This is a genomic window from Delftia sp. RIT313 (genome assembly GCF_000632165.1).
Taxonomy (GTDB): Bacteria; Pseudomonadota; Gammaproteobacteria; order Burkholderiales; family Burkholderiaceae_C; genus Comamonas; species Comamonas acidovorans.
Map to the genome: position 1 here is coordinate 33,712 of NZ_JFYT01000068.1, position 18,621 is coordinate 52,332.

The 18,621-nt window shown below is 69.3% G+C and carries 14 protein-coding genes; 2 read left to right on the forward strand and 12 right to left on the reverse strand.

All coding sequences use genetic code 11. From position 1 onward, the window contains the following. Positions 1 to 90: 90 nt before the first annotated feature. Both BW39_RS20565 and BW39_RS20570 read right to left on the reverse strand, forming a co-directional pair. Positions 91 to 615, reverse strand: a complete 525-nt coding sequence (locus BW39_RS20565; RefSeq protein WP_012204004.1) for an OmpA family protein — start codon at positions 613 to 615, stop codon at positions 91 to 93. An 82-nt stretch (positions 616 to 697) separates the two neighbouring features. Further along, complete coding sequence (locus BW39_RS20570; RefSeq protein WP_043823926.1) at positions 698 to 5,326, reverse strand: hypothetical protein; 4,629 nt, start codon at positions 5,324 to 5,326, stop codon at positions 698 to 700. 478 nt (positions 5,327 to 5,804) lie between these two features. On the opposite strand from BW39_RS20570, the gene BW39_RS20575 reads away from it, so the two are divergent. Together BW39_RS20575 and BW39_RS20580 are read left to right on the forward strand one after the other, a co-directional pair. Continuing rightward, entirely contained in the window at positions 5,805 to 7,148 is a 1,344-nt protein-coding gene (locus BW39_RS20575; RefSeq protein WP_404827613.1) for a L,D-transpeptidase Cds6 family protein, read from the forward strand. Beyond that, positions 7,148 to 8,662 carry a L,D-transpeptidase family protein gene (locus tag BW39_RS20580; protein ID WP_043823928.1) on the forward strand — a complete coding sequence of 505 codons (1,515 nt, stop codon included), beginning with the start codon at positions 7,148 to 7,150 and terminating at the stop codon, positions 8,660 to 8,662. Before BW39_RS20575 ends, BW39_RS20580 begins: the two co-directional genes overlap by 1 nt. A 71-nt stretch (positions 8,663 to 8,733) precedes the next feature. Here BW39_RS20580 and BW39_RS20585 read toward each other — a convergent pair whose 3' ends face one another. The 10 genes from BW39_RS20585 to BW39_RS20630 form a co-directional block, all read right to left on the reverse strand. Further along, complete coding sequence (locus BW39_RS20585) at positions 8,734 to 9,123, reverse strand: hypothetical protein (RefSeq protein WP_013803741.1); 390 nt, start codon at positions 9,121 to 9,123, stop codon at positions 8,734 to 8,736. Between the two features lie 128 nt (positions 9,124 to 9,251). Further along, the gene (locus BW39_RS20590) at positions 9,252 to 10,328 is read right to left on the reverse strand and encodes a GntR family transcriptional regulator (protein ID WP_043823929.1); all 1,077 of its coding nucleotides are present in this window, start codon (positions 10,326 to 10,328) and stop codon (positions 9,252 to 9,254) included. 75 nt (positions 10,329 to 10,403) lie between these two features. After that, positions 10,404 to 11,594 carry an ABC transporter substrate-binding protein gene (locus BW39_RS20595; protein WP_013803739.1) on the reverse strand — a complete coding sequence of 397 codons (1,191 nt, stop codon included), beginning with the start codon at positions 11,592 to 11,594 and terminating at the stop codon, positions 10,404 to 10,406. 23 nt (positions 11,595 to 11,617) lie between these two features. Next, the gene (locus BW39_RS20600; RefSeq protein WP_043823930.1) at positions 11,618 to 12,742 is read right to left on the reverse strand and encodes a CobW family GTP-binding protein; all 1,125 of its coding nucleotides are present in this window, start codon (positions 12,740 to 12,742) and stop codon (positions 11,618 to 11,620) included. Next, on the reverse strand, positions 12,739 to 13,068 hold the full coding sequence (locus BW39_RS20605; RefSeq protein WP_043823931.1) for a hypothetical protein: 330 nt from the start codon (positions 13,066 to 13,068) through the stop codon (positions 12,739 to 12,741). Before BW39_RS20605 ends, BW39_RS20600 begins: the two co-directional genes overlap by 4 nt. Before the next feature lie 182 nt (positions 13,069 to 13,250). Next, positions 13,251 to 14,009: an SDR family NAD(P)-dependent oxidoreductase gene (locus tag BW39_RS20610; RefSeq protein WP_043823932.1), complete on the reverse strand. Its 759-nt coding sequence runs from the start codon at positions 14,007 to 14,009 to the stop codon at positions 13,251 to 13,253. 11 nt (positions 14,010 to 14,020) lie between these two features. Further along, positions 14,021 to 14,797, reverse strand: coding sequence for an SDR family NAD(P)-dependent oxidoreductase (locus BW39_RS20615; protein ID WP_043823933.1), 777 nt, complete (start codon positions 14,795 to 14,797; stop codon positions 14,021 to 14,023). 7 nt (positions 14,798 to 14,804) lie between these two features. Further along, entirely contained in the window at positions 14,805 to 16,250 is a 1,446-nt protein-coding gene (locus tag BW39_RS20620) for an MFS transporter (RefSeq protein WP_043823934.1), read from the reverse strand. Between the two features lie 28 nt (positions 16,251 to 16,278). Further along, positions 16,279 to 17,154 carry a polysaccharide deacetylase family protein gene (locus BW39_RS20625; RefSeq protein WP_013803733.1) on the reverse strand — a complete coding sequence of 292 codons (876 nt, stop codon included), beginning with the start codon at positions 17,152 to 17,154 and terminating at the stop codon, positions 16,279 to 16,281. Between the two features lies 1 nt (position 17,155). Further along, entirely contained in the window at positions 17,156 to 18,589 is a 1,434-nt protein-coding gene (locus tag BW39_RS20630; protein ID WP_043823935.1) for an amidase, read from the reverse strand. Positions 18,590 to 18,621 lie beyond the last annotated feature (32 nt).

An 18,621-nucleotide genomic window follows, 5' to 3' on the forward strand; every position in this document is an offset into this window, starting at 1 on the left:
GGACGGGACGCCGGGCTGCGGTGCACCGACCGCGTGCGGATCTGTTCCTTCATGGCGGCCCGGCGGCAGGCGGATGCGGAGCGCGGCGGCTCAGCGGTAGTCGAATTCCACGCGCCGGTTGCGCTGGTGGGCTTCTTCGCTCGTGCCTTCGTCGGCCAGCCGCTCCTTGCCGTAGCTGACGGACTCCACGCGGGCCGGGTTCACGCCCAGCAGCTGCAGGCTGTTGCGCACCGCGTCGGCACGTTTTTGGCCGAGCGCCAGGTTGTATTCGATGCCGCCGCGCCTGTCCGTATGGCCGCGCAGCATCACCGAGCGCCCGGGATTGCTGCGCAGCCACTGCGCATGGCTTTCCACGATGGCCCGGTCGCTGTTGCGGATGGTGTAGGCGTCGAAGTCGAAGTAGACGATGTGGGCGACGTTGGCGGGCCCGCGCTGGTCGGCCTGCGTGGTGGCCACCACGGGCGCGACGCCGGAGCTTGCCGGCGCCGGGGCCGGGGCCTTGCCGAAGGCGTAGTGGTGCTCGGAACGCTGCGTGCTGGTGGTGGCGGTGGATCCGCAGGCGGCCAGCCCTGCGGCCAGCAGCACGATGGTGCACAGCCTGAAAGTGTGTGACATGGAGGGTCTCCTGGGACGTGCGCCGCCACCGTGGGGCGGCGGCGCAGGGTATGGATGCGGCGCCCGCAGGCGCCGCGGCCGCTCAGAGCAGGGTGTTGTGGTGCAGTTGCTGCGTCAGCACGCTGGCTGCTGCATCGGCCGTGCTGCTGGCATGGCTGCTGATGGAGGTGGCAATCGGATCCAGCTCGGCGACCGAGGCCGCTGCCGCGTGCGATGTGCCACCCAGCAGGCCACCGAGCAGCCCGCCGCCGGACGATCCCCCCAGCAGCCCGCCCAGCAGGCCGCCGCCGCTGCTGCCGCCACCCAGCAGGCCGCTGACGATGCCGTTGTTGCCGGCCACCGTGTTGACCACGCCGCTGACGATTCCGTTGTCGCCAGCCACGGTGTTCACCAGCCCGCTGACGACACCGTTGTCGCCGGCCACGGTATTGACCACGCCGCTGACGATGCCGTGGTCACCAGCCACCGTGTTCACCAGCCCGCTGACGACACCGTTGTCGCCCGCCACGGTATTGACCACGCCGCTGACGATGCCGCTGCCACCGGCCACGGTGTCGAGCACGCCGCTGACGATGCCGTTGTTGCCTGCCACCGTGTCCAGAACGCCGCTGACGACGCCGTTGTCACCTGCCACGGTGTTGAGCACCCCGCCGACGACGCCGTTGTCGCCCGTCACGGTGTTCAGCAGGCCACCGACCAGGCCCGATCCGCCAGTGAGGCCACCCAGCAGGCCGCCGTCACCGCCCAGCAGTCCGCCAACGATGCCGTTGTCGCCCACCACCGTGTCGAGCAGCCCGCCGACCAGGCCGGAGCCGCCCGTCAGACCGCCAGTGAGGCCGCCCAGCAGGCCGCCGTCGCCGCCCAGCAGTCCGCCAACGATGCCGTTGTCGCCCACTACCGTATCGAGCAGGCCGCCGACCAGGCCGGAGCCGCCCGTCAGTCCGCCCGTGAGGCCACCCAGCAGGCCGCCATCGCCGCCAAGGACGCCGCCCAGCAGGCCGCCGTCGCCACCCAGCAGACCGCCGACCAGGCCGTCATCGCCGAGCACGCCACCCAGCAAGCCGCCGTCGCCGCCGACCACACCACCCAGCAGGCCATCGCCGCCGGTCAGGCCGGCCAGCACGCCGTTGACGGTGCCGATCACCGGCTGCAGTGCCTGGCCCGGGACCTGCGTCAGACCGTTGGCCAGGTCCGTCACCACACCCAGCGGACCACCGTTGACCTGGGTCACGCCTTCCACCAGGCCCGTGACCACGGACAGGGCGCCGGTGCCGGGGTCGATCAGCGCATCCAGTACCTGGCCCACAGGGGCGCCGGCCGTGCCGCCGAGCAGGTCGCCAACGGTGTCCTGCACCGTGGTGACAAGGCCGTCGCCGCTGCCTGTGCCGCCGCCCGGAACCAGGCCGCCCAGCAGGCCGCCGACCAGGCCGTCTTCGCCAAGCACGCCACCCAGCAGGCCACCGTCGCCGCCCAGCAGACCGCCGACCAGGCCATCATCGCCAAGCACGCCACCCAGCAGGCCGCCATCGCCGCCGACCACGCCGCCCAGCAGGCCACCGTCGCCGCCCAGCAGACCGCCGACCAGGCCGTCTTCGCCAAGCACGCCACCCAGCAGGCCGCCATCGCCGCCGATCACGCCGCCCAGCAGGCCACCGTCGCCGCCCAGCAGACCGCCGACGAGGCCGTTGTCGCCGAGCACGCCACCCAGCAGGCCGCCGTCACCGCCGACCACGCCACCCAGAAGGCCATCGCCGCCCGTCAGGCCGGCCAGCACGCCGTTGACGGTGCCGATCACCGGCTGCAGTGCCTGGCCCGGGACCTGCGTCAGACCGTTGGCCAGGTCCGTCACCACACCCAGCGGACCACCGTTGACCTGGGTCACGCCTTCCACCAGGCCCGTGACCACGGACAGGGCGCCGGTGCCGGGGTCGATCAGCGCATCCAGTACCTGGCCCACAGGCGCTCCAGCCGTGCCGCCGAGCAGGTCGCCAACGGTGTCCTGCACCGTGGTGACAAGGCCGTCGCCGCTGCCTGTGCCGCCGCCCGGAACCAGGCCGCCCAGCAGACCGCCGACCAGGCCGTCTTCGCCAAGCACGCCACCCAGCAGGCCTCCATCGCCGCCAAGGACACCGCCCAGCAGGCCACCATCGCCGCCCAACAGACCGCCGACCAGGCCGTCATCGCCAAGCACGCCGCCCAGCAAGCCACCGTCGCCGCCGATCACGCCGCCCAGCAGGCCGCCATCGCCACCCAGCAGACCGCTGACCAGCTCGCCAATGCCGCCTTCACCCAGGCCGCTGCCCAGGCCGGCAATCAGGCCGTTGAGGGTGCCGATCACCGGCTGCAGGGCCTGGCCGTCCACCTGGGTCAGGCCATTGACCAGTTCGGTCAGCACGCCCAGAGGGCCGCCGTCCACGCTGGTCAGGCCTTCCAGCAGGCCGGTCACGACCGAGGCCGTGCCATCGGTGGGATTGGCCAGCGCGTCCAGCAGTTGGCCCACAGGGGCTGCGACGGTGCCGCCGAGCAGGCCGTCCACCACGTCCTGGACCGTGGTGACCAGGCCGTCGCCGCTGCCGCCGCCCGTGCCGCCGGGGATCAGGCCGCCCAGCAGGCCGTCCACCAGCTCGCCGATGCCGCCCTCGCCCAGGCCGTTGCCGAGGCCGGCAATCAGGCCGTTGAGGGTGCCGATCACCGGCTGCAGGGCCTGGCCATCGACCTGGGTCAGGCCATTGACCAGTTCGGTCAGCACGCCCAGGGGGCCGCCGTCCACGCTGGTCAGGCCTTCCAGCAGGCCGGTGACGACCGAGGCCGTTCCATCGGTGGGATTGGTAAGCGCATCCAGCAGTTGGCCCACAGGGGCTGCGACGGTGCCGCCAAGCAGGCCGTCCACCACATCCTGCACCGTGGTGACCAGGCCTTCACCCGTGCCACCGCCCGTGCCGCCACCGGGCACCAGGCCGCCCAGCAGGCTGCCGACCAGTCCGCCCAGCCCATCTTCGCCCAGGCCGTTGCCCAGACCGGCAATCAGCTCGTTGAGCGTGCCGATCACCGGGGCCAGGCCTTCGCCGTCCACCTGGGTGAGGCCGTTGACCAGCTCGGTCAGCACGCCCAGCGGGCCGCCCTCGACATTGGTCAGGTTCTCCAGCGCGCCGGTCACGGTGGACAGCAGTCCGTCCGTGGGATTGGTCAGCGCATCGAGCAACTGGCCCACGGGGGCCGCCACGGTGCCGCCCAGCAGGCCGTCCACGACGTCCTGCACGGAGGTGACCACGCCGCTGTCCGGCGTGCCGGGAGGATTGCCCGTTCCGCCGCCCACCAGGCCGCCCAGCAGTCCACCCACGCCGGCCAGCAGGCCGCCCAGCGCACCGTCTTCGTCGAGCAGACCGCCGAGCACGTTGTCCACTACCGTACCGATGGAGCCGCCGGAACCCGCTTCGTCCAGGCCCTTGAGCAGCTCATTGAGCGTGCTGATCAGGGGCTCCAGGCCCTGATTCTGGATATTGACCAGGCCGTCCACCAGCTCGGTGAGCACGCCCAGCGGCCCGCCATTGGTGCTGGTCAGGCTCTCCAGCAGGCCTGTCACCCCGGACAGCGTGCCGCTGCCGGGATTGACCAGCGTATCGATCAGGTTGCCCACCGGGCCGGCCACCGTGCCGCCTGCCAGTGCGCCCACCACGTCCTGCACCGAGGTGATCAGGCCATGGCCGTCCGTGGGATCCGTCGGATTGGTGGGGTCCGTGGGATTGGTCGGGTTGGTCGGGTTGGTCGGGTTCGTCGGATCCGTGGGATTGGTGGGGTTGGTCGGGTTCGTAGGATCCGTGGGGTTGGTCGGATTGGTGGGGTTCGTGGGATTGGTCGGGTTCGTAGGATCCGTGGGGTTGGTCGGATTGGTGGGGTTCGTGGGATTGGTCGGGTTCGTAGGATCCGTGGGGTTGGTCGGATTGGTCGGGTTCGTGGGGTTGGTTGGGTTCGTGGGATCCGTGGGGTTGGTCGGATTCGTCGGGTTGGTCGGGTTGGTGGGCTCCGTGGGGTTGGTCGGATTGGTGGGGTTTGTCGGGTTCGTGGGGTTGGTCGGATTCGTGGGATCCGTCGGATTCGTCGGGTTGGTGGGGTCGGTCGGGCGCGGGGGCGCCGGATCGTCGTCGCTGCTGTTGGCTGCTGCGATCAGGCCCACGCCGCCCGCGCCGATCAGGCCGGCCAGCAGGAAGTCGCTGAGCACGGAGCCACCGGCTGCGGCCGCGGCGCTTTCCTTGGTGACGATCAGGCCCAGGGCGTCGCCGTCATTGGCGGGTGCCACCTGGACGTTGCCAGAGGCCAGGTCCAGCACCATGGCCCCTGCGCCGTCGCCATCACGCTGGGTCAGCGTGGCCTGCGTGCCCCCCTCGAAGGTGCCGACCAGGGTCTGGCCGTCCTTGCCCTGGAACAGCGCCTTGGCGCTGCCGTCGGAGGGCACGATGATCTTGTCGCCCACCTGCAGCGCGCTGCCGGGCTGGGCCATCAGGGTTTCTCCGTTGCGCACGATCTGCACGCCCGGGCTGACCTGGGACATCGTGGCGGGGCCGGCGCCCCGGGGCATGAGCACCGCAGCCGCGCCGGGCTGCGTGTTCGATGTGCCCAGCTGTGCAAGCACAACGGTGGAGGGCTGCTGGTCAGCAAACTGCACGGGGCTGACGGTGGTGTTGCCAGTGGGCTGCATCGATTGGGCGGTCATTTGCTCTCTCCAGACAAGGGTTGAAACGACAAGGTCAGACGGTGGCTTGGAAGCCGTGAAATCTGTCGAGCCCTTTTGTGCAACATGCATGCCATGTGCCGGTGGCAGGTCTGGATGGCCTAGGAATCTTCCTAAGATATTGATTTGTATGGTTTTTGTTATTGATCACAATGTCTCAGCAACGGTCTGTTACGGCACACGTTACGTAACGCCGCCCGGTCCGCTCCGTTACCTCGGAGCAGGCTTTGCGCCGTGTTTCATGGCCCTTGTCTCAAGGACCCATGCAGCGGGGCAAGGTGGCTTTCGCCTATAAAATCGCTGGCTTTTGGCTGCAGGCGCATATCGGCGTGTGCAAGAAGCCCAAAAGCGAACAGGCCCGTCTTCCAACTTTCATTGCGTAGAGAGCGCCCATATGCTGATTTCGTCCAGAGTTCCGTCGCGAGTGCCGGGTCGTACCTATTTGCGGATAGCCCGACCTGTGGCCATTGCCGCCTTCAGCCTGGGGGCCGCTTTGTGCGGGGCGTTTGCCCATGCGTCGCAGGAGGCGGTGGACGAGGTCTCCCGGCTGCTGGAGCAGGGCAAGGCGCCCCAGGCCGCCAAGCAGGCCGAGGCCTACCTCAAGCAGAACCCGGCCGATGTGCAGATGCGCTTTCTGCAGGGCGTGATCGCCGCGGAGCAGCGCCAGAACGCCCAGGCCATCAAGATCTTCACGGCGCTGACCCGTGATTACCCCAGCCTGCCCGAGCCCTACAACAACCTGGCCGTGCTCTACGCCGCCGAGGGCCAGGAGCGCAAGGCCTCGGAAGTGCTGGAGCAGGCCATTCGCACCAACCCCAGCTACGCCACGGCGCATGAGAACCTGGGCGACCTGTATGCGCGCATGGCCAGCGATGCCTATGCCAAGGCCTTGCAGCTGGACGGATCGCGCCAGGCCATCCAGCCCAAGCTGGCCCTGATCACGCAGATCTTCCCCAAGCAGGGCGGCGCCCAGGTCAAGACGGCCCAGACCACGGCCACAGCAACGGCCGCTTCGACCAAGGTGGCCGATGCCAAGGCAGCCCAGGCCCGCGAAGCGGACGCCAAGCTGGCCGAGACCCGCGCCGCCGAAGCCAAGGCCGCAGAGGCCAAGGCTGCCGAATTCAAGGCCGCTGAAGTGAAGGCCGCCGATGCCAAGGCCGCCCAGGCCAAGGCGGCGGAGGCCAAGGCTGCAGAAGCCAAGGCCGCCGAGGCCAAGGCTGCAGAAGCCAAGCTGGCCCAGGCCAAGGCGGCGGAAGCCAAGGCGGCAGAGGCCAAGCTGGCCCAGGAAAAGACAGCTCAGGCAGCTCAGGCAGCACAGGACAAGGCCCGCGCGGCCGAGGAAGCCAGGCAGGCAGCGGCCAAGGCCGCTGCTCCGGCCACCGCAGCCGCCGCCACCGCCGTGGCCGCCGCCGAGCCTGCCAAGGCAGCGCCTGCCGTCGATGAGAAGAAGGCCGCACAATCGGCTGCCGCGCAGGAAGTGGAAGCCGCCGTCAAGGCCTGGTCCACCGCATGGGCCGGCCAGGACATGGACCGCTACTTGGACGCCTACAGCGACCACTTCTCCCCGGCCGATGGCAGCAGCCTGGCCAAGTGGAAGGAACAGCGCCGCCAGCGCATCGTTGGCCGCACCGCCATCGTCGTCAACGTGCGCGACCTGAAGGTGACCGTGGATGGCGACAAGGCCACGGCCCAGTTCCGCCAGTACTACGCATCGGGCGCGCTCAAGACCACTACCCGCAAGACCCTGCGCATGCAGCGCGAAAAGGGACAATGGCGCATCACCCATGAAGGAACCGGCTCCTGATGCCTGAAAAAGCGCGTCCCCTGGCACTGCCACCCAACGGCCTGCTGCGCCTGCATGCGCGGGCCGCCGGGGTGGCCGTGCTGCTGGTCGCGCTGTCCGCGGTGTCCTTCAGCCCGGTGGCCCATGCCAGGCAGGCCAAGGCCAAGTCCTCCAAAACGGCAGCTGCCAAGCCTGTCTCCTCCAAGCCTGCCTCCGGCAAGGCGGGCGCAGCCAGGCTGCGCGCGGCATCGGGCAAGCCCGCCCTGGCCGCCGCTGCGGTGGCCACGGCGGGCGGTGCCGTTGCCGTGGCAGCCACCCATGCCAAGGCCGCCGCCCCCGCACAGCAAAGCCAGGCGGAGGCCCGCCTGCTGGCCATCATCCGCCAGGTGGAGCAGCGGGATCTGGACGGCGCGCTGAAGGCCGCCGGCGATCTCACCGCCGAGGTTCCCAATTTCCGTGCAGCCCAGCTGGTGTATGCCGACCTGCTGCGCTTCAAGACCGGCCGTGCCGGCGAGGTGCTGGCGGGCACGCCCGTCGCCGCCTCCTCTGCTCCCGGCCATCCGGGCCAGGGCGTGCTGGTGCGGCACAACCTGTCCGTGGGCAGTGTCGCGCGGCTGGAAGGCCCGGCCAGTCCCACGCAGGCCCAACTGCAGGATCTGCAAAACGAACTCAAGCGCCGCCTGCAGGCCGACAGCGGCGCGCCGCCCGCGGGCTCCGTTCCCGGCGAGTTCCTGATGCTGGGCGCGTCGGTGCGGCATGCGATTGCCATCGACGCCAGCAAGTCACGGCTGTACCTGTTCGCCCATGAGGCGGGCGGGCTGCGGCTGGTGGGGGATTTCTATGTCTCCGTGGGCAAGCTGGGCACGGACAAATGGCAGGAAGGCGACCAGCGCACGCCGCTGGGCATCTACTTCGTGGGCCGCCACATCCCTGGACCCCGGCTGCCGGAGTTCTATGGCAAGGGCGCGCTCACGGTCAACTTTCCCAACGACTGGGACAAGGCCGTGGGCCGCTCGGGCAGCGGCATCTGGCTGCATGGCTCGCCGCCCGACCAGTTCTCGCGCGCGCCCGAGGCCAGCGATGGCTGCCTGGTGCTGGCCAACCCCGACCTCACCTTGCTCATGCAGACCGTGGACCGGCAGACGCCGGTGCTGATCCGCGAGAAGCTGCAGTGGGTGGCCCCCAAGGCCCAGGCCCAGCAGAAGGCGGCAGATGCCTTTGTGCGTGTCGTCGAGGAATGGAAGAGCGCCTGGGACGGGGCCGACCCGCGCAAGCTGGCCGCGCTTTACGCGCCGGACCTGCTGCAGTCGCCCGCCTCGCGCGCATCGCAGGAACGGCTGGCCGCCTACCTGAACCGCCCCGGCGTGACGCTGCAGGACCTGTCCATCTATTCCTGGAAAGATGCCAAGGGAGAGATCCGCGTGGTCAACCTGCGCGCCAGCAGCAAGGCCTTCGCCGAAGGCCTGCCGCTGCGCCAGTACTGGCGCAAGACGGGCGGGCGCTGGCAGCTCTTTTCCGAAGACGTGATGGGCTGAACCGGGCCGAGTCCGGTTGCTCCCGATAGCGCCCGATAGCGTCCGATAGCGCCAGGCGGGGCCCGGCCGGCTCAGGTGGTCTCGTTCTTGCGGTTGCTGTCGAACCGGCGCTCCGCATCGAACAGATGCTGTATCAGCACATGCGAGGTCATGTTCACGCCGATCCCGCCAATCATGGCCGGCAGCAGGTACAGCGCCGTGGACAGCTCCGAGACGAAGATGGCGTTGTCCGACAGCGACGGCGTCTGCCGGGCCGCCGATGCCAGGCTTTGCAGCAGGTAGACATCCACCCCCGCCATGGCCACCAGGGCCAGCCCGAACAGCAGCACCGTGGTGCGCGAGATGCTGCGCTTGGCCAGCAGGGCCGCGTAGATGGCGCAGGGAAGAACGACCGAGAAAACCACCAGGCTCCAGAATCTGGCTTCGGTGAAGACGGTGGTGCTGATGCGCAAGGCGTTCATCGGTGCGGTCCTTTGGGCGACCAATATGCCGTGCTTGCGTAAACGCCCGGTGAACGGCAGGCAAACCAGCGGTTCCACATGCAACCAGCCGCGCCGGCCTGCGGCAGCCGACTGCAGCAATCACAAGATCAGGTCTGCCGCACCAGGTAGGCGGGCAGCTGCGTCTCAGGCAGCACGGCCAGCACCTTGAGCTGCAGCTGGGCGCGCTTGCGCGCCTGGGCCAGATAGTCCTGCAGCGCCTGTGCGGCCCGCTCGTACTCCCCCTCCCACAAGGCATCGACGATCTGCCGGCAGTTCTCCGTCAGCGGCGGGTTGGGCGATTGCGGAAACATGCGGCAGAAGGTGCTGTGGATCAGCCAGGGCATCTGGCACTGCTGCAGCATGCCCACCAGCTTGTCGTTGGGATGCCGGGCCAGGAAGTCGCCATGCAGGTGCTGCTCCACGCGCTGTTCCAGGCGCTGCTCCAGGCGCAATGGTTCCTGCGTGTCCGGAATCCCCGGCGCCGTCGCGCCTTGCAGGCCGTGGCGCAGGCTGGCGAGCATGTCCCTGTCCAGGCGCGGCCCGCTTTCGCGCAGCGCTGCGGGCGCCAGCAAGGCGAGCAGTTCGAAGTCCTGATTCACCGCGCGTGCCGTCAGCGCGGCCACACGCCAGGCGGCGTAGGTGCTTTTCTCCACCAGCCCTCTATCTACCAGCCGGCTCAGCACCTCGCGCAGGGCCACGCGGTTGACGTTGAAGTGGTCCATGGCGGCGCTCTCATCGATCTGAAAGCGCCCGAAAATCATGGCGATGGAGATGGACTGCTCCAGCTCGTCGTGGATGCGCTCGCTTTCCGATGGAATGTGGATCGTGGCCTGGCCCGCCTCCAGGCCCAGGGCCTGCGCGTCCAGTGTCAGGCGCTGGGGCTGCACGGCCTGCCCGGGCCGGGCGACCAGGTAGCCGCGTCCGTCGAAGGTGCTCAGCAGTCCTTCGGCATGCAGCAGCTCGAAGGCCTTGCGCACGGGAATGCGGCTGGTGCCGAAGACCTTGGCCACCGGCCCCTCCAGCAGCACCAGGCCGGGCGCCACCCGCTGCTCGACGATGGCCTGGCGCAGGCGCTGGCGTATCAGTTCATAGCGCAGCCGGCGCTCGGAATCGCCAGATTCGCCGCTCTCGCCGGTCTCTTCGTCCCGCGCAGTCTGCGTGGATGCTTGTGTGGCTCTTCTCATTCCTGCTTCATTTGCGTGTGCGTGTGCGTGTGCGTGTGCGTGTGCCGCCGCCGGCGGGGCCGTCATCGGGCAGGACTATAAGGCGCGCGCACGGCGCAGCAGCGTGGCCCACTGGCGCACCAGGTAGTTGTGCTCGTCCATGACGGTGTTCCAGACGGCGATGCGGCCCAGGCGCTGCTCGTAGGAGCCGCCGTCGCGCACGCTGCCGCGCGGGACCACGAGCTGGCCGTCGGTGCCCTGCAGGTCTTCGGCGGCGGGCAGGCCGGCGTACCAGTAGTCCCATTCGCTGGCGCTCAGGTGCTCGCGCGTGCGCAGCGGGTTGGAGATGTAGTAGCCCTGCCGCGCCATAGCGGCACCGGGCCAGCCGGATTGCCACCAGTTCAGGTAGCGGTAGGCGGCGTCCAGCGTGTCGCCCCTGGCCTGGCTGGAGATGCCCAGGCCGCCGTACCAGGCGCGGTAGCCTTCGCGCGGACAGGCCAGCCGGTAGTCCAGCCCCGCCGCGCGGTAGTGGCCCATGGCCGGCGACCAGTGGCTCTGGATGGCAACGCCTGCATCGATCATCAGCCGTGCCGCATCGGCGTAGTTGCCCCAGAAGCCCCGGAACTGCTCGGACTCCTGCCGCTGCAGCAGCACGGCCATCATCCGGTCGATTTCCTCCAGCCCCAGGTTGCTGATGTCGCCGAAACGCATGTCGCCGCTGGCCTGCAGGGCAAGGGCCGCGTCCAGCGCGCCGATGGCGGCATCGGCCTGCAGCGCAGCGCGCCCTCGGCAGGCGGGGGAGACCAGCCAGGACCAGCTTTCCTCGGCCTGGTCGAACAGCGCGGGCAGGGCGGCGGGCAGGTAGACAAAGCTGTCGACGTTGTGCGTGAGCGGCAGCATGGAGATATGCGCGCTGGGCACATCGCTGACGCTGCCATCGGCCTGCACATACAGGCGCGTGACAGGATTGCAGCCCGCGCCAAAGGCCGCCTGCGGCGTGATGCGGCCGGTGCGGGGCAGGGCGTTGACCTCGTCCCAACAGGTCAGGCGCGCCGTGTCGATGGGCTGCAGGGTGCCGGTGGGCCACAGGAAATCCACGCTGTGGAACCACTGGTCGTACAGGTCGAAGCTGTCCTGGCGCATCACGGCCTGGCGCTGGGCGTCGAAGCCGTCCAGCACCTCGAAATGGATGCGTATGCCCAGGTCCTGCTGCGCACGCTGGCGCAGGGCTTCGGTCAGCGTCACCGAGGTGCCGAGGACACGCAGTTCGGGATCGTTCTTGCGCATGTTGCGGTCCTTGCCGTGGAGGTTCACGCAGTGTGGAGTGAGGGACTTGCCGGGGTCTGGCTGCCATTGTCCTGCGAGTGGAGGCGGTAGAACGATTGGAACGATTGCCAGGAGGCCCTGACCTGCTGCTCATCGAGCCCGGCCGTGATGAAGACCAGGCGGGAGCGCCTGTCCTCGCCCGGCCACTCGGGCAAGTGCTCGGGGGCGTGCATGAGATGGCCCATGCCGTGCAGCGCCGTGGGCTGCCCCTGCGGCCAGCCATCTGCGGCCACGGCCACCAGTCCCTTCAGGCGCAGCAGCCGGTCGCCATGGCGGTGCAGCAGCATGGTCAGCCACAGGGTGAGCACGCACCAGTCCACCGGGCTGTCGAGTTCCAGGCAGAACGCCTGGGCGCCTGCGTGCAGACCCTGGCCCTGGCGCTGGCCCTGGCCCTGGCCCTGGCCCTGGCCCTGGCCCGTGCGGCCGCGCGGCGTGCCGGCAATGGCGCGTGCCAGCCAATCGGTTTGCAGGGCATGGGATTCCTGCATTTGCCAGGCAGGCGGTACCGCTGCGCCAGGGCCGCAGGTGACGATGCTGGCCAGGGGATTGATCTGCGCCAGTTGCGCGCGCTGTGCCTGGGCCTGCTGTGGCGTGGCCAGGTCGGTCTTGCTCAGGTACAGCCGGTCGGCCGCCGCGACCTGGGCCAGCCATTCGGGGCGCCGGGACTGTTGCCACGGGGCATGCAGTGCATCGACCACGGTGGAGATGAAGGCCGGCCTGAAGATCTGGCGCAGCTGCGCATCGCCGATCAGGGTGGCGATCACGGGGCCGGGCGCGGCCAGCCCCGTGGTCTCCACCAGCACCCTTTGAAAAGGCGGCAGCTCGCCGCGCAGGCGGCGCTGGTGCAGGCGCCACAGAGCGTCCTTGAGTTCGCCGCGTATGGCGCAGCAGACGCAGCCGTTGTCCAGCAGCACCGTGTCGGCGTCTATGCGGCCCACCAGCAGATGGTCCAGCCCCACGGCCCCGAATTCGTTGATGAGCACCGCAGTCTCGCCCGCTGGCGAGTCCTGCAGCCACTGCCTGAGCAGCGTGGTCTTGCCGCTGCCCAGAAAGCCCGTGAGCACGCCCACGGGCAGCCGCTCGCCGTGGTGGTCCGTCAGGCCGCTCATGGCACCTGCTCCCTGTGTTCCTGTGCTGGTGCACGCACTTGTGCCTGCGCCGGCTGCCACGGCATGGCCAGCGGATCCAGGGCTCGGCCCAGCATCTGCTCGGCGGCGGGCCACAGCGCGCCGAAATCGGCAATCAGCACGCTGGCCCCCGTGGGGCCGGCCAGCACATAGGACTGGCCATGGAAGTCGCTGAGCCGCAGCCGCCACAGCGCCAGCAGCCGGTTGGCGCGCGCAATCTGAATCAGCCTCTGGCGTCGCCCGGCCGATCCGGCCGGCACCTGGCTCCAGTGGCCGGAGGCCTGCAGCAAACCGCACATTCCACACATGACAGAAACCCTTTCGGTTGCGAATGGAGCCGCCTGCGAAACTGGCGCAGCCAAAGAGCAGAGACACCGAGGAAGGGCCTATGCCGGCCGCGCCGCCCCGCACCGAGGGTGTCGCCGGCTGGGCGTACGCCCCCCTCCGAAGAGAGGGGGAAGGCGCGAAGCGACTCAGGGGGTGCTTCTTTTCACGGCATGACATCGCCGGAGTTGGGCCCCAGCGTCTGTCCCACATACAGATTGCCACCGGGATCGGAGGCCAGCAGCACGGCCGTGGGCGCCACCTCGTCGGCGCGGCCGAAGCGGCCCAGCGGCAGGCTGGCCTCCTTGGCGCGCTTCCAGTCCGCGCTGATGCCATCGACCAGCGGCGTGGCGATGGGGCCGGGGGCAATGGCGTTGACCAGGACGTTGTCGGGTGCCACTTCCAGCGCCAGCGACTTGGTGAAGCCGATCACGCCGGCCTTGGCCGCCGCATAGTGGCTCAGCTCCACGCCGCCCTTGATGCCCAGCTGCGAGGCGATGTTGATGATGCGGCCCCAGCGCTGGGCCTGCATGTGCGGCACCGCGCGCCGCGCGCACAGGAAGACGCTGCGCAGGTCCACGCGCAGCATCTCGTCCCACATCGCGGTGGACATGTCGGCGCAGCGCGACTGGGTGAGCATGCCGGCGTTGTTCACCAGGATGTCGATGCCGCCGAAGGCCTGCACGCAGCGGTCGATGATGCGGTGGGCCGTGGACTCGTCGCCCACGTCGCCGATGACGGTCTCGGCCTGCGCGCCCAGCGCGCGGCAGCGCTGTGCCACGCTGTCGGCGCGGGCGGCATCGATGTCGGCCAGCACCAGCTGCGCGCCGGCCTGCGCATAGGCCAGGGCGATGGCCTCGCCGATGCCGCTGCCGGCGCCTGTCACGACGGCGCGGCGGCCGTCCAGGGGCTTGGAGGTGTTCATGTCGGATGTCCTCAACTGGGCCAGCGCACGGTCAGGCCGCCGTCGGCAATGATGGATTGGCCGGTGATGTAGGAGGCCTCGTCGCTGGTCAGGAAGCGGATCAGGGCGGCGATTTCGCGGGCCTGCCCCACGCGTCCCAGCGGGATGCCCCTGGCCGCCAGCGCCAAGCCATCCGGCCCCAGCGAGTTGACCGGGTCCAGCGATTGCGGCGTCTCGATCAGGCCCGGAATCACGGCATTGCAGCGTATGCCGCGCGGTGCCAGCTCCATGGCCACGGCGCGGCACAGCCCGGGCACGCCTGCCTTGGCGGCTGCATAGTGGGCATGCTGCTCCCAGCCGTAGACGCCGCCTGCAATGGAGGAGACGGCCACCATGGCCCCGCCTGCAGCCATGTGGCGCGCACTGGCCCGGAAAGTGCGCATCACGCCGCCCAGGTCGATGTTGATGACCTCCAGCCACTGCGCATCGCTCATCTCGACCAGGGCCGCCTGGCGCAGCAAACCCGCATTGGCGACGGCGAAGTCCAGCCGGCCGAAGCGGCCCACGGCGACCCGGGCCAGGTGCTCGACCTGTTCGGCATCGCCCACATCGACCGCCTCCATGACGCACCGCCCGCCCGCGCGTTCGACGAGTTCCAGGGTCTGGCCGGGATCGTGCGGATCCCGGGGGTAGTAGCTGCCGGCCACGGCAATGCCTGCCTGCGCATAGGCCACGGCCAGCGCCTGGCCGATGCCGCTGGCGGCGCCCGTGACGAGGGCCACCTTGTTGCTGGGGGTGTCCGGGTTCATGTCGGCCTCACTTCACGGTCTCGGGATCGACATGGGGCGCCAGAAACATCAGCAGGCCCGAGGCCGCGCAGGGAATGGCGCCCCAGTACAGCGCCGCCTGCACCCAGTCCGAGCCTTGCGACAGCGTCCAGGTCACGCCAAAGCCTGCCGCGATGGCGCCCACCTGGCCCATGGCGTTGACGAAGGAGCTGGCCGTGGCACGGATGTGGCTGGGAAAGCTCTCGCCGATCAGGAACAGGGCGGCGGCATAGGGGCCGATCAGGAAGAACAGCCCCAGCGAGTACAGCGGCACGATGCGCCAGAAGTCGCCCGAGGGCGCGTTCAGCATGAGCGCGAAGGCCAGGCCACCCAGCATCCAGCCTATGGCCACGGCGTTGCGCCGGCCTATGCGGTCACCGAGCCAGCCATGGAAGACATAGCCCAGAAAGCCCGCGAGATTGGAGATGATGAGCACCTGCAGCGCGCTGGAGAAATCCACGCCCTTGCCCGGCGTGCCACCCGCGCCGCCCAGCACCGAGGTGCCCAGCACCGCGAAGATCACGATGGCGAACCAGTTCAGGAAAAAGCCCAGGGCCAGCGACAGCGTGGGCCGCAGCGAGGCGCCGCGGAACATGGCCGACAGGCCGGTGTGCTGCTCCTGCTGTGGGCTGGCGCCATGCTCCTGCGCCAGGCGCATGGCCTCTGCCTCGCGCCCGGCGCGGCGCAGATCGGCCACGCGCCGCGCGGTCAGGAACTGGGGCGTTTCCACCAGCCGGCGGCCCAGCACGGCGATCACCAGGGCCGGGAACATGGCGAACACGAAGGACAGCGCCCAGCCGCCGCCCTGGCCGAACCAGCGCTCTCCCAGCGGATACAGCAGGGCCACCAGCACGGCGGTGAGCACGGCGCCCACGGGCCAGCCACCCTGCACCAGCGAGTAGATGAAGCCACGCCGGCGCAGCGAGGCCGGGTCGGTATAGACCAGGGAGAACAGCTCGCTCAGGTAGGTGGCGTTGATGCTTTGCTCGGCATAGCCCAGGCCCGCCAGCGAGCGCACCACGATCAGCAGCACGAAGCCCAGGCCCGCCGACAGCCCGATCACCCAGCCGGCCAGCGCCGTCAGGCCCGAGCACAGCGCGGCGCCCGCCACGGCGATGATGATGCCCTTGCGTCGCCCCAGCCGGTCGGCAATGGGGCCGATGCCGAAGGCCACGATCACCGTGCCCAGCGTCACCCAGGTGTTCAGCCGCGCCTGCTGCTCGGCGCTCCACTGGAAGTGCTCGCCCAGTTGCGGCAGCAGGGTGCCGAAGAGGATGAAGTCGTAGACGGCAAAGACCCAGGCGAAAAAGCAGACCCAGGTGGCGTAGCTGACCTGCCTGCGCGTCACGGTGGGCGCGGTCCAGGGGGCATCGATGCCGGCCGGGGCCGGATGGCCGGCGCCTGGGGCGTCGGAGGCAATGGCGGAGGTATTCATGGTGTCCTCGCTGAGTTGGGATGCGGCATCAACGCGGCTGGCGGCGCAGGAAGTCGTCGGCGATCTGGTCGCACGTCATGAAGCGCACGCCCTCATGCGACTGGAAATGCTCGATCAGGCGCTCCAGCATCAGCAGCACCTGGGGGCGGCCGGAGACATCGGGGTGGATGGTGATGGGGAAGACCGCGTAGTCGTGCTCGCGGTAGACCCAGTCGAACTGGTCGCGCCACATCTGCTCTATGTCGCGCGGGTTGACGAAGCCGTGGCTGTTGGGCGACTTCTTGATGAACATCATGGGCGGCAGGTCGTCCAGATACCAGTTGGCGGGGATCTCGACCAGCCGTGTCTCCTTGCCGCGCACCAGGGGCTTCATCCAGGTGTCCGGATGCTTGCTGTAGTCGATGCGGGTCCACTGGTCGCCCACGCGCACGTAGTACGGGTGGAAGTCGTTGTGCATCAGGCTGTGGTCGTACTTGATGCCTTTCTTGAGCAGCAGTTCGTTGGTGACCGGGCTGAATTCCCACCACGGAGCGACGTAGCCCGTGGGCGCGCGGCCGGCCAGCCGCGTGATGACTTCGATGCTGCGGTCCAGCACGGCCTCTTCCTGCTCGGGCGTCATGGCAATCGGGTTCTCATGGCTGTAGCCGTGGATGCCGATTTCGTGGCCCGCGTCCACAACGGCCTTCATCTGCTCGGGAAAGGTCTCGGCGGAGTGACCCGGAATGAACCAGGTGGTCTTCAGGCCGTATTTGTGGAACAGCTTGAGCAGCCGCAGCGAGCCGACCTCGCCCGCGAACATGCCGCGCGAGATGTCGTCGGGCGAGTCCTCCCCGCCATACGAACCGAGCCAGCCGCCGACGGCATCGACGTCCACGCCAAACGTGATCTGGATTTCCTTGCTCATGTCATGCACTCCTATCAATGGGAACGGTGGAGGGGGAAAGAACCTGTTCGACGCTCAGCGCAATGCTCAGCAGCCGGTCGTCATCGCCCCGGGGGCGCATGAGCTGCAGGCCCGTGGGCAGAAACGCAGGCCTGCCGTCCAGGCCGGGAATGCGCTGCACGCCGCTGGGCAGGGCCACGGCCGGCGTGTCCAGGTAGCTGCCGGGCATGGTCAGCCGCAGCGTGGCGAGGTTGGTTTCGGCAAACAGCCTGTCGTCGTCCAGCAACGGCAGCAGCAGGGGGGCGATGTGGCCCGTGGTGGGCAGCACCAGGGTGGCATCGCCCAGCTCCTGCGCAAACAAGGCCATCAGTGGTGCGCGCTGGGCGATCAATGTCCGGTAGCTGTCAGGACTCAGATGCCTGGCCGCCTCCAGGCGCTGGCGCACGCGCGGGTCCATGCGTGCGGCCTGATCGGCATCGTCCAGGCGTGCGCGGTGGGTGGCAAAGGCTTCATGGGCGCCCAGCCAGCCATGGCGCCGGGTCAGCGTCCGTACGGCGCGCAGGCTGCGCAGCGTGCGGCGCTCCACGCGGGCACCCCGGGTCTCCAGCAAGGCCAGGGAGGACAGGAGGTTGTTGCGCACGGGAGCTTGCACGCGGTCGTCATCCAGCAGGCTGAGGTCCGTGCAGAACACCTGATTGCGCAGGTCCGCGGCGGGGGATGCGTTGGCATGGCCGCCGTCGGTCAGCCCGCGCAGCACGCGGTCCAGCGCCATGCAGTCGCCCACGCTCAGGGCCAGCGGCCCCAGGGTGTCCAGGGACGGCGCCAGCGCAAACACGCCCTGCAGGCAATAGCGCCCCCTGCTGGCGCGATAGCCCACCAGCCCGTTGAAGGCGGCGGGAATGCGAACGGACCCCGCCGTGTCCGTGCCCATGGCCAGCGGCCCGCACCCCAGGGCCACGGCCAGCGCAGCGCCGCTGGACGAGCCCCCGGGCGCCCGGTCGTGGCCTCCCTCATGTGCAAACACCGGCGTGCCGAAGCAGGGATTGAGCCCCAGGCCCGAGTAGGCGAACTCACTGAGATTGGTCTTGCCCAGGCAGACCATGCCGGCCTCTGCGGCACGCGCTACCACGGCGGCGTCGGCCCGGGCTGGCGCGGCCGACTGCAGCAGGGCCGAGGCCGCCGTGGTCGGCGTGCCGCGCACGTCGAACAAGTCCTTCCAGCTGATGGGGATGCCGTCCAGCGGCCCCAGCGGCCGGCCCGTGCGCCAGCGCTCGGTGGACTGCCGGGCCTCTTCGAGCGCGCGGTCCGCCGTGATGCGCGTGAACACGGACTGGCTTGCGCAGGCAACGCGCAGGCAGTGCTCCGTGGCTTGCATGGGCGTCAGCGTGCCGGCTGCATACGCCGCATGCAGTTCGGAGGCCGAGGGAGGCGCCGTTTGGCAGCCATTGGTTTTCATTGAATTTGAATGTTGATGTCAAAGTTCATTTT

Coding starts and splice junctions, on each gene's coding strand:
- BW39_RS20620 (WP_043823934.1), bottom strand. CDS start 16,250: ATGAATACCTCCGCCATTGCCTCCGACGCCCCAGGCGCCGGCCATCCG.
- BW39_RS20610 (WP_043823932.1), bottom strand. CDS start 14,009: ATGAACACCTCCAAGCCCCTGGACGGCCGCCGCGCCGTCGTGACAGGC.
- BW39_RS20625 (WP_013803733.1), bottom strand. CDS start 17,154: ATGAGCAAGGAAATCCAGATCACGTTTGGCGTGGACGTCGATGCCGTC.
- BW39_RS20570 (WP_043823926.1), bottom strand. CDS start 5,326: ATGACCGCCCAATCGATGCAGCCCACTGGCAACACCACCGTCAGCCCC.
- BW39_RS20580 (WP_043823928.1), top strand. CDS start 7,148: ATGCCTGAAAAAGCGCGTCCCCTGGCACTGCCACCCAACGGCCTGCTG.
- BW39_RS20590 (WP_043823929.1), bottom strand. CDS start 10,328: ATGAGAAGAGCCACACAAGCATCCACGCAGACTGCGCGGGACGAAGAG.
- BW39_RS20630 (WP_043823935.1), bottom strand. CDS start 18,589: ATGAAAACCAATGGCTGCCAAACGGCGCCTCCCTCGGCCTCCGAACTG.
- BW39_RS20600 (WP_043823930.1), bottom strand. CDS start 12,742: ATGAGCGGCCTGACGGACCACCACGGCGAGCGGCTGCCCGTGGGCGTG.
- BW39_RS20605 (WP_043823931.1), bottom strand. CDS start 13,068: ATGTGTGGAATGTGCGGTTTGCTGCAGGCCTCCGGCCACTGGAGCCAG.
- BW39_RS20585 (WP_013803741.1), bottom strand. CDS start 9,123: ATGAACGCCTTGCGCATCAGCACCACCGTCTTCACCGAAGCCAGATTC.
- BW39_RS20565 (WP_012204004.1), bottom strand. CDS start 615: ATGTCACACACTTTCAGGCTGTGCACCATCGTGCTGCTGGCCGCAGGG.
- BW39_RS20595 (WP_013803739.1), bottom strand. CDS start 11,594: ATGCGCAAGAACGATCCCGAACTGCGTGTCCTCGGCACCTCGGTGACG.
- BW39_RS20615 (WP_043823933.1), bottom strand. CDS start 14,797: ATGAACCCGGACACCCCCAGCAACAAGGTGGCCCTCGTCACGGGCGCC.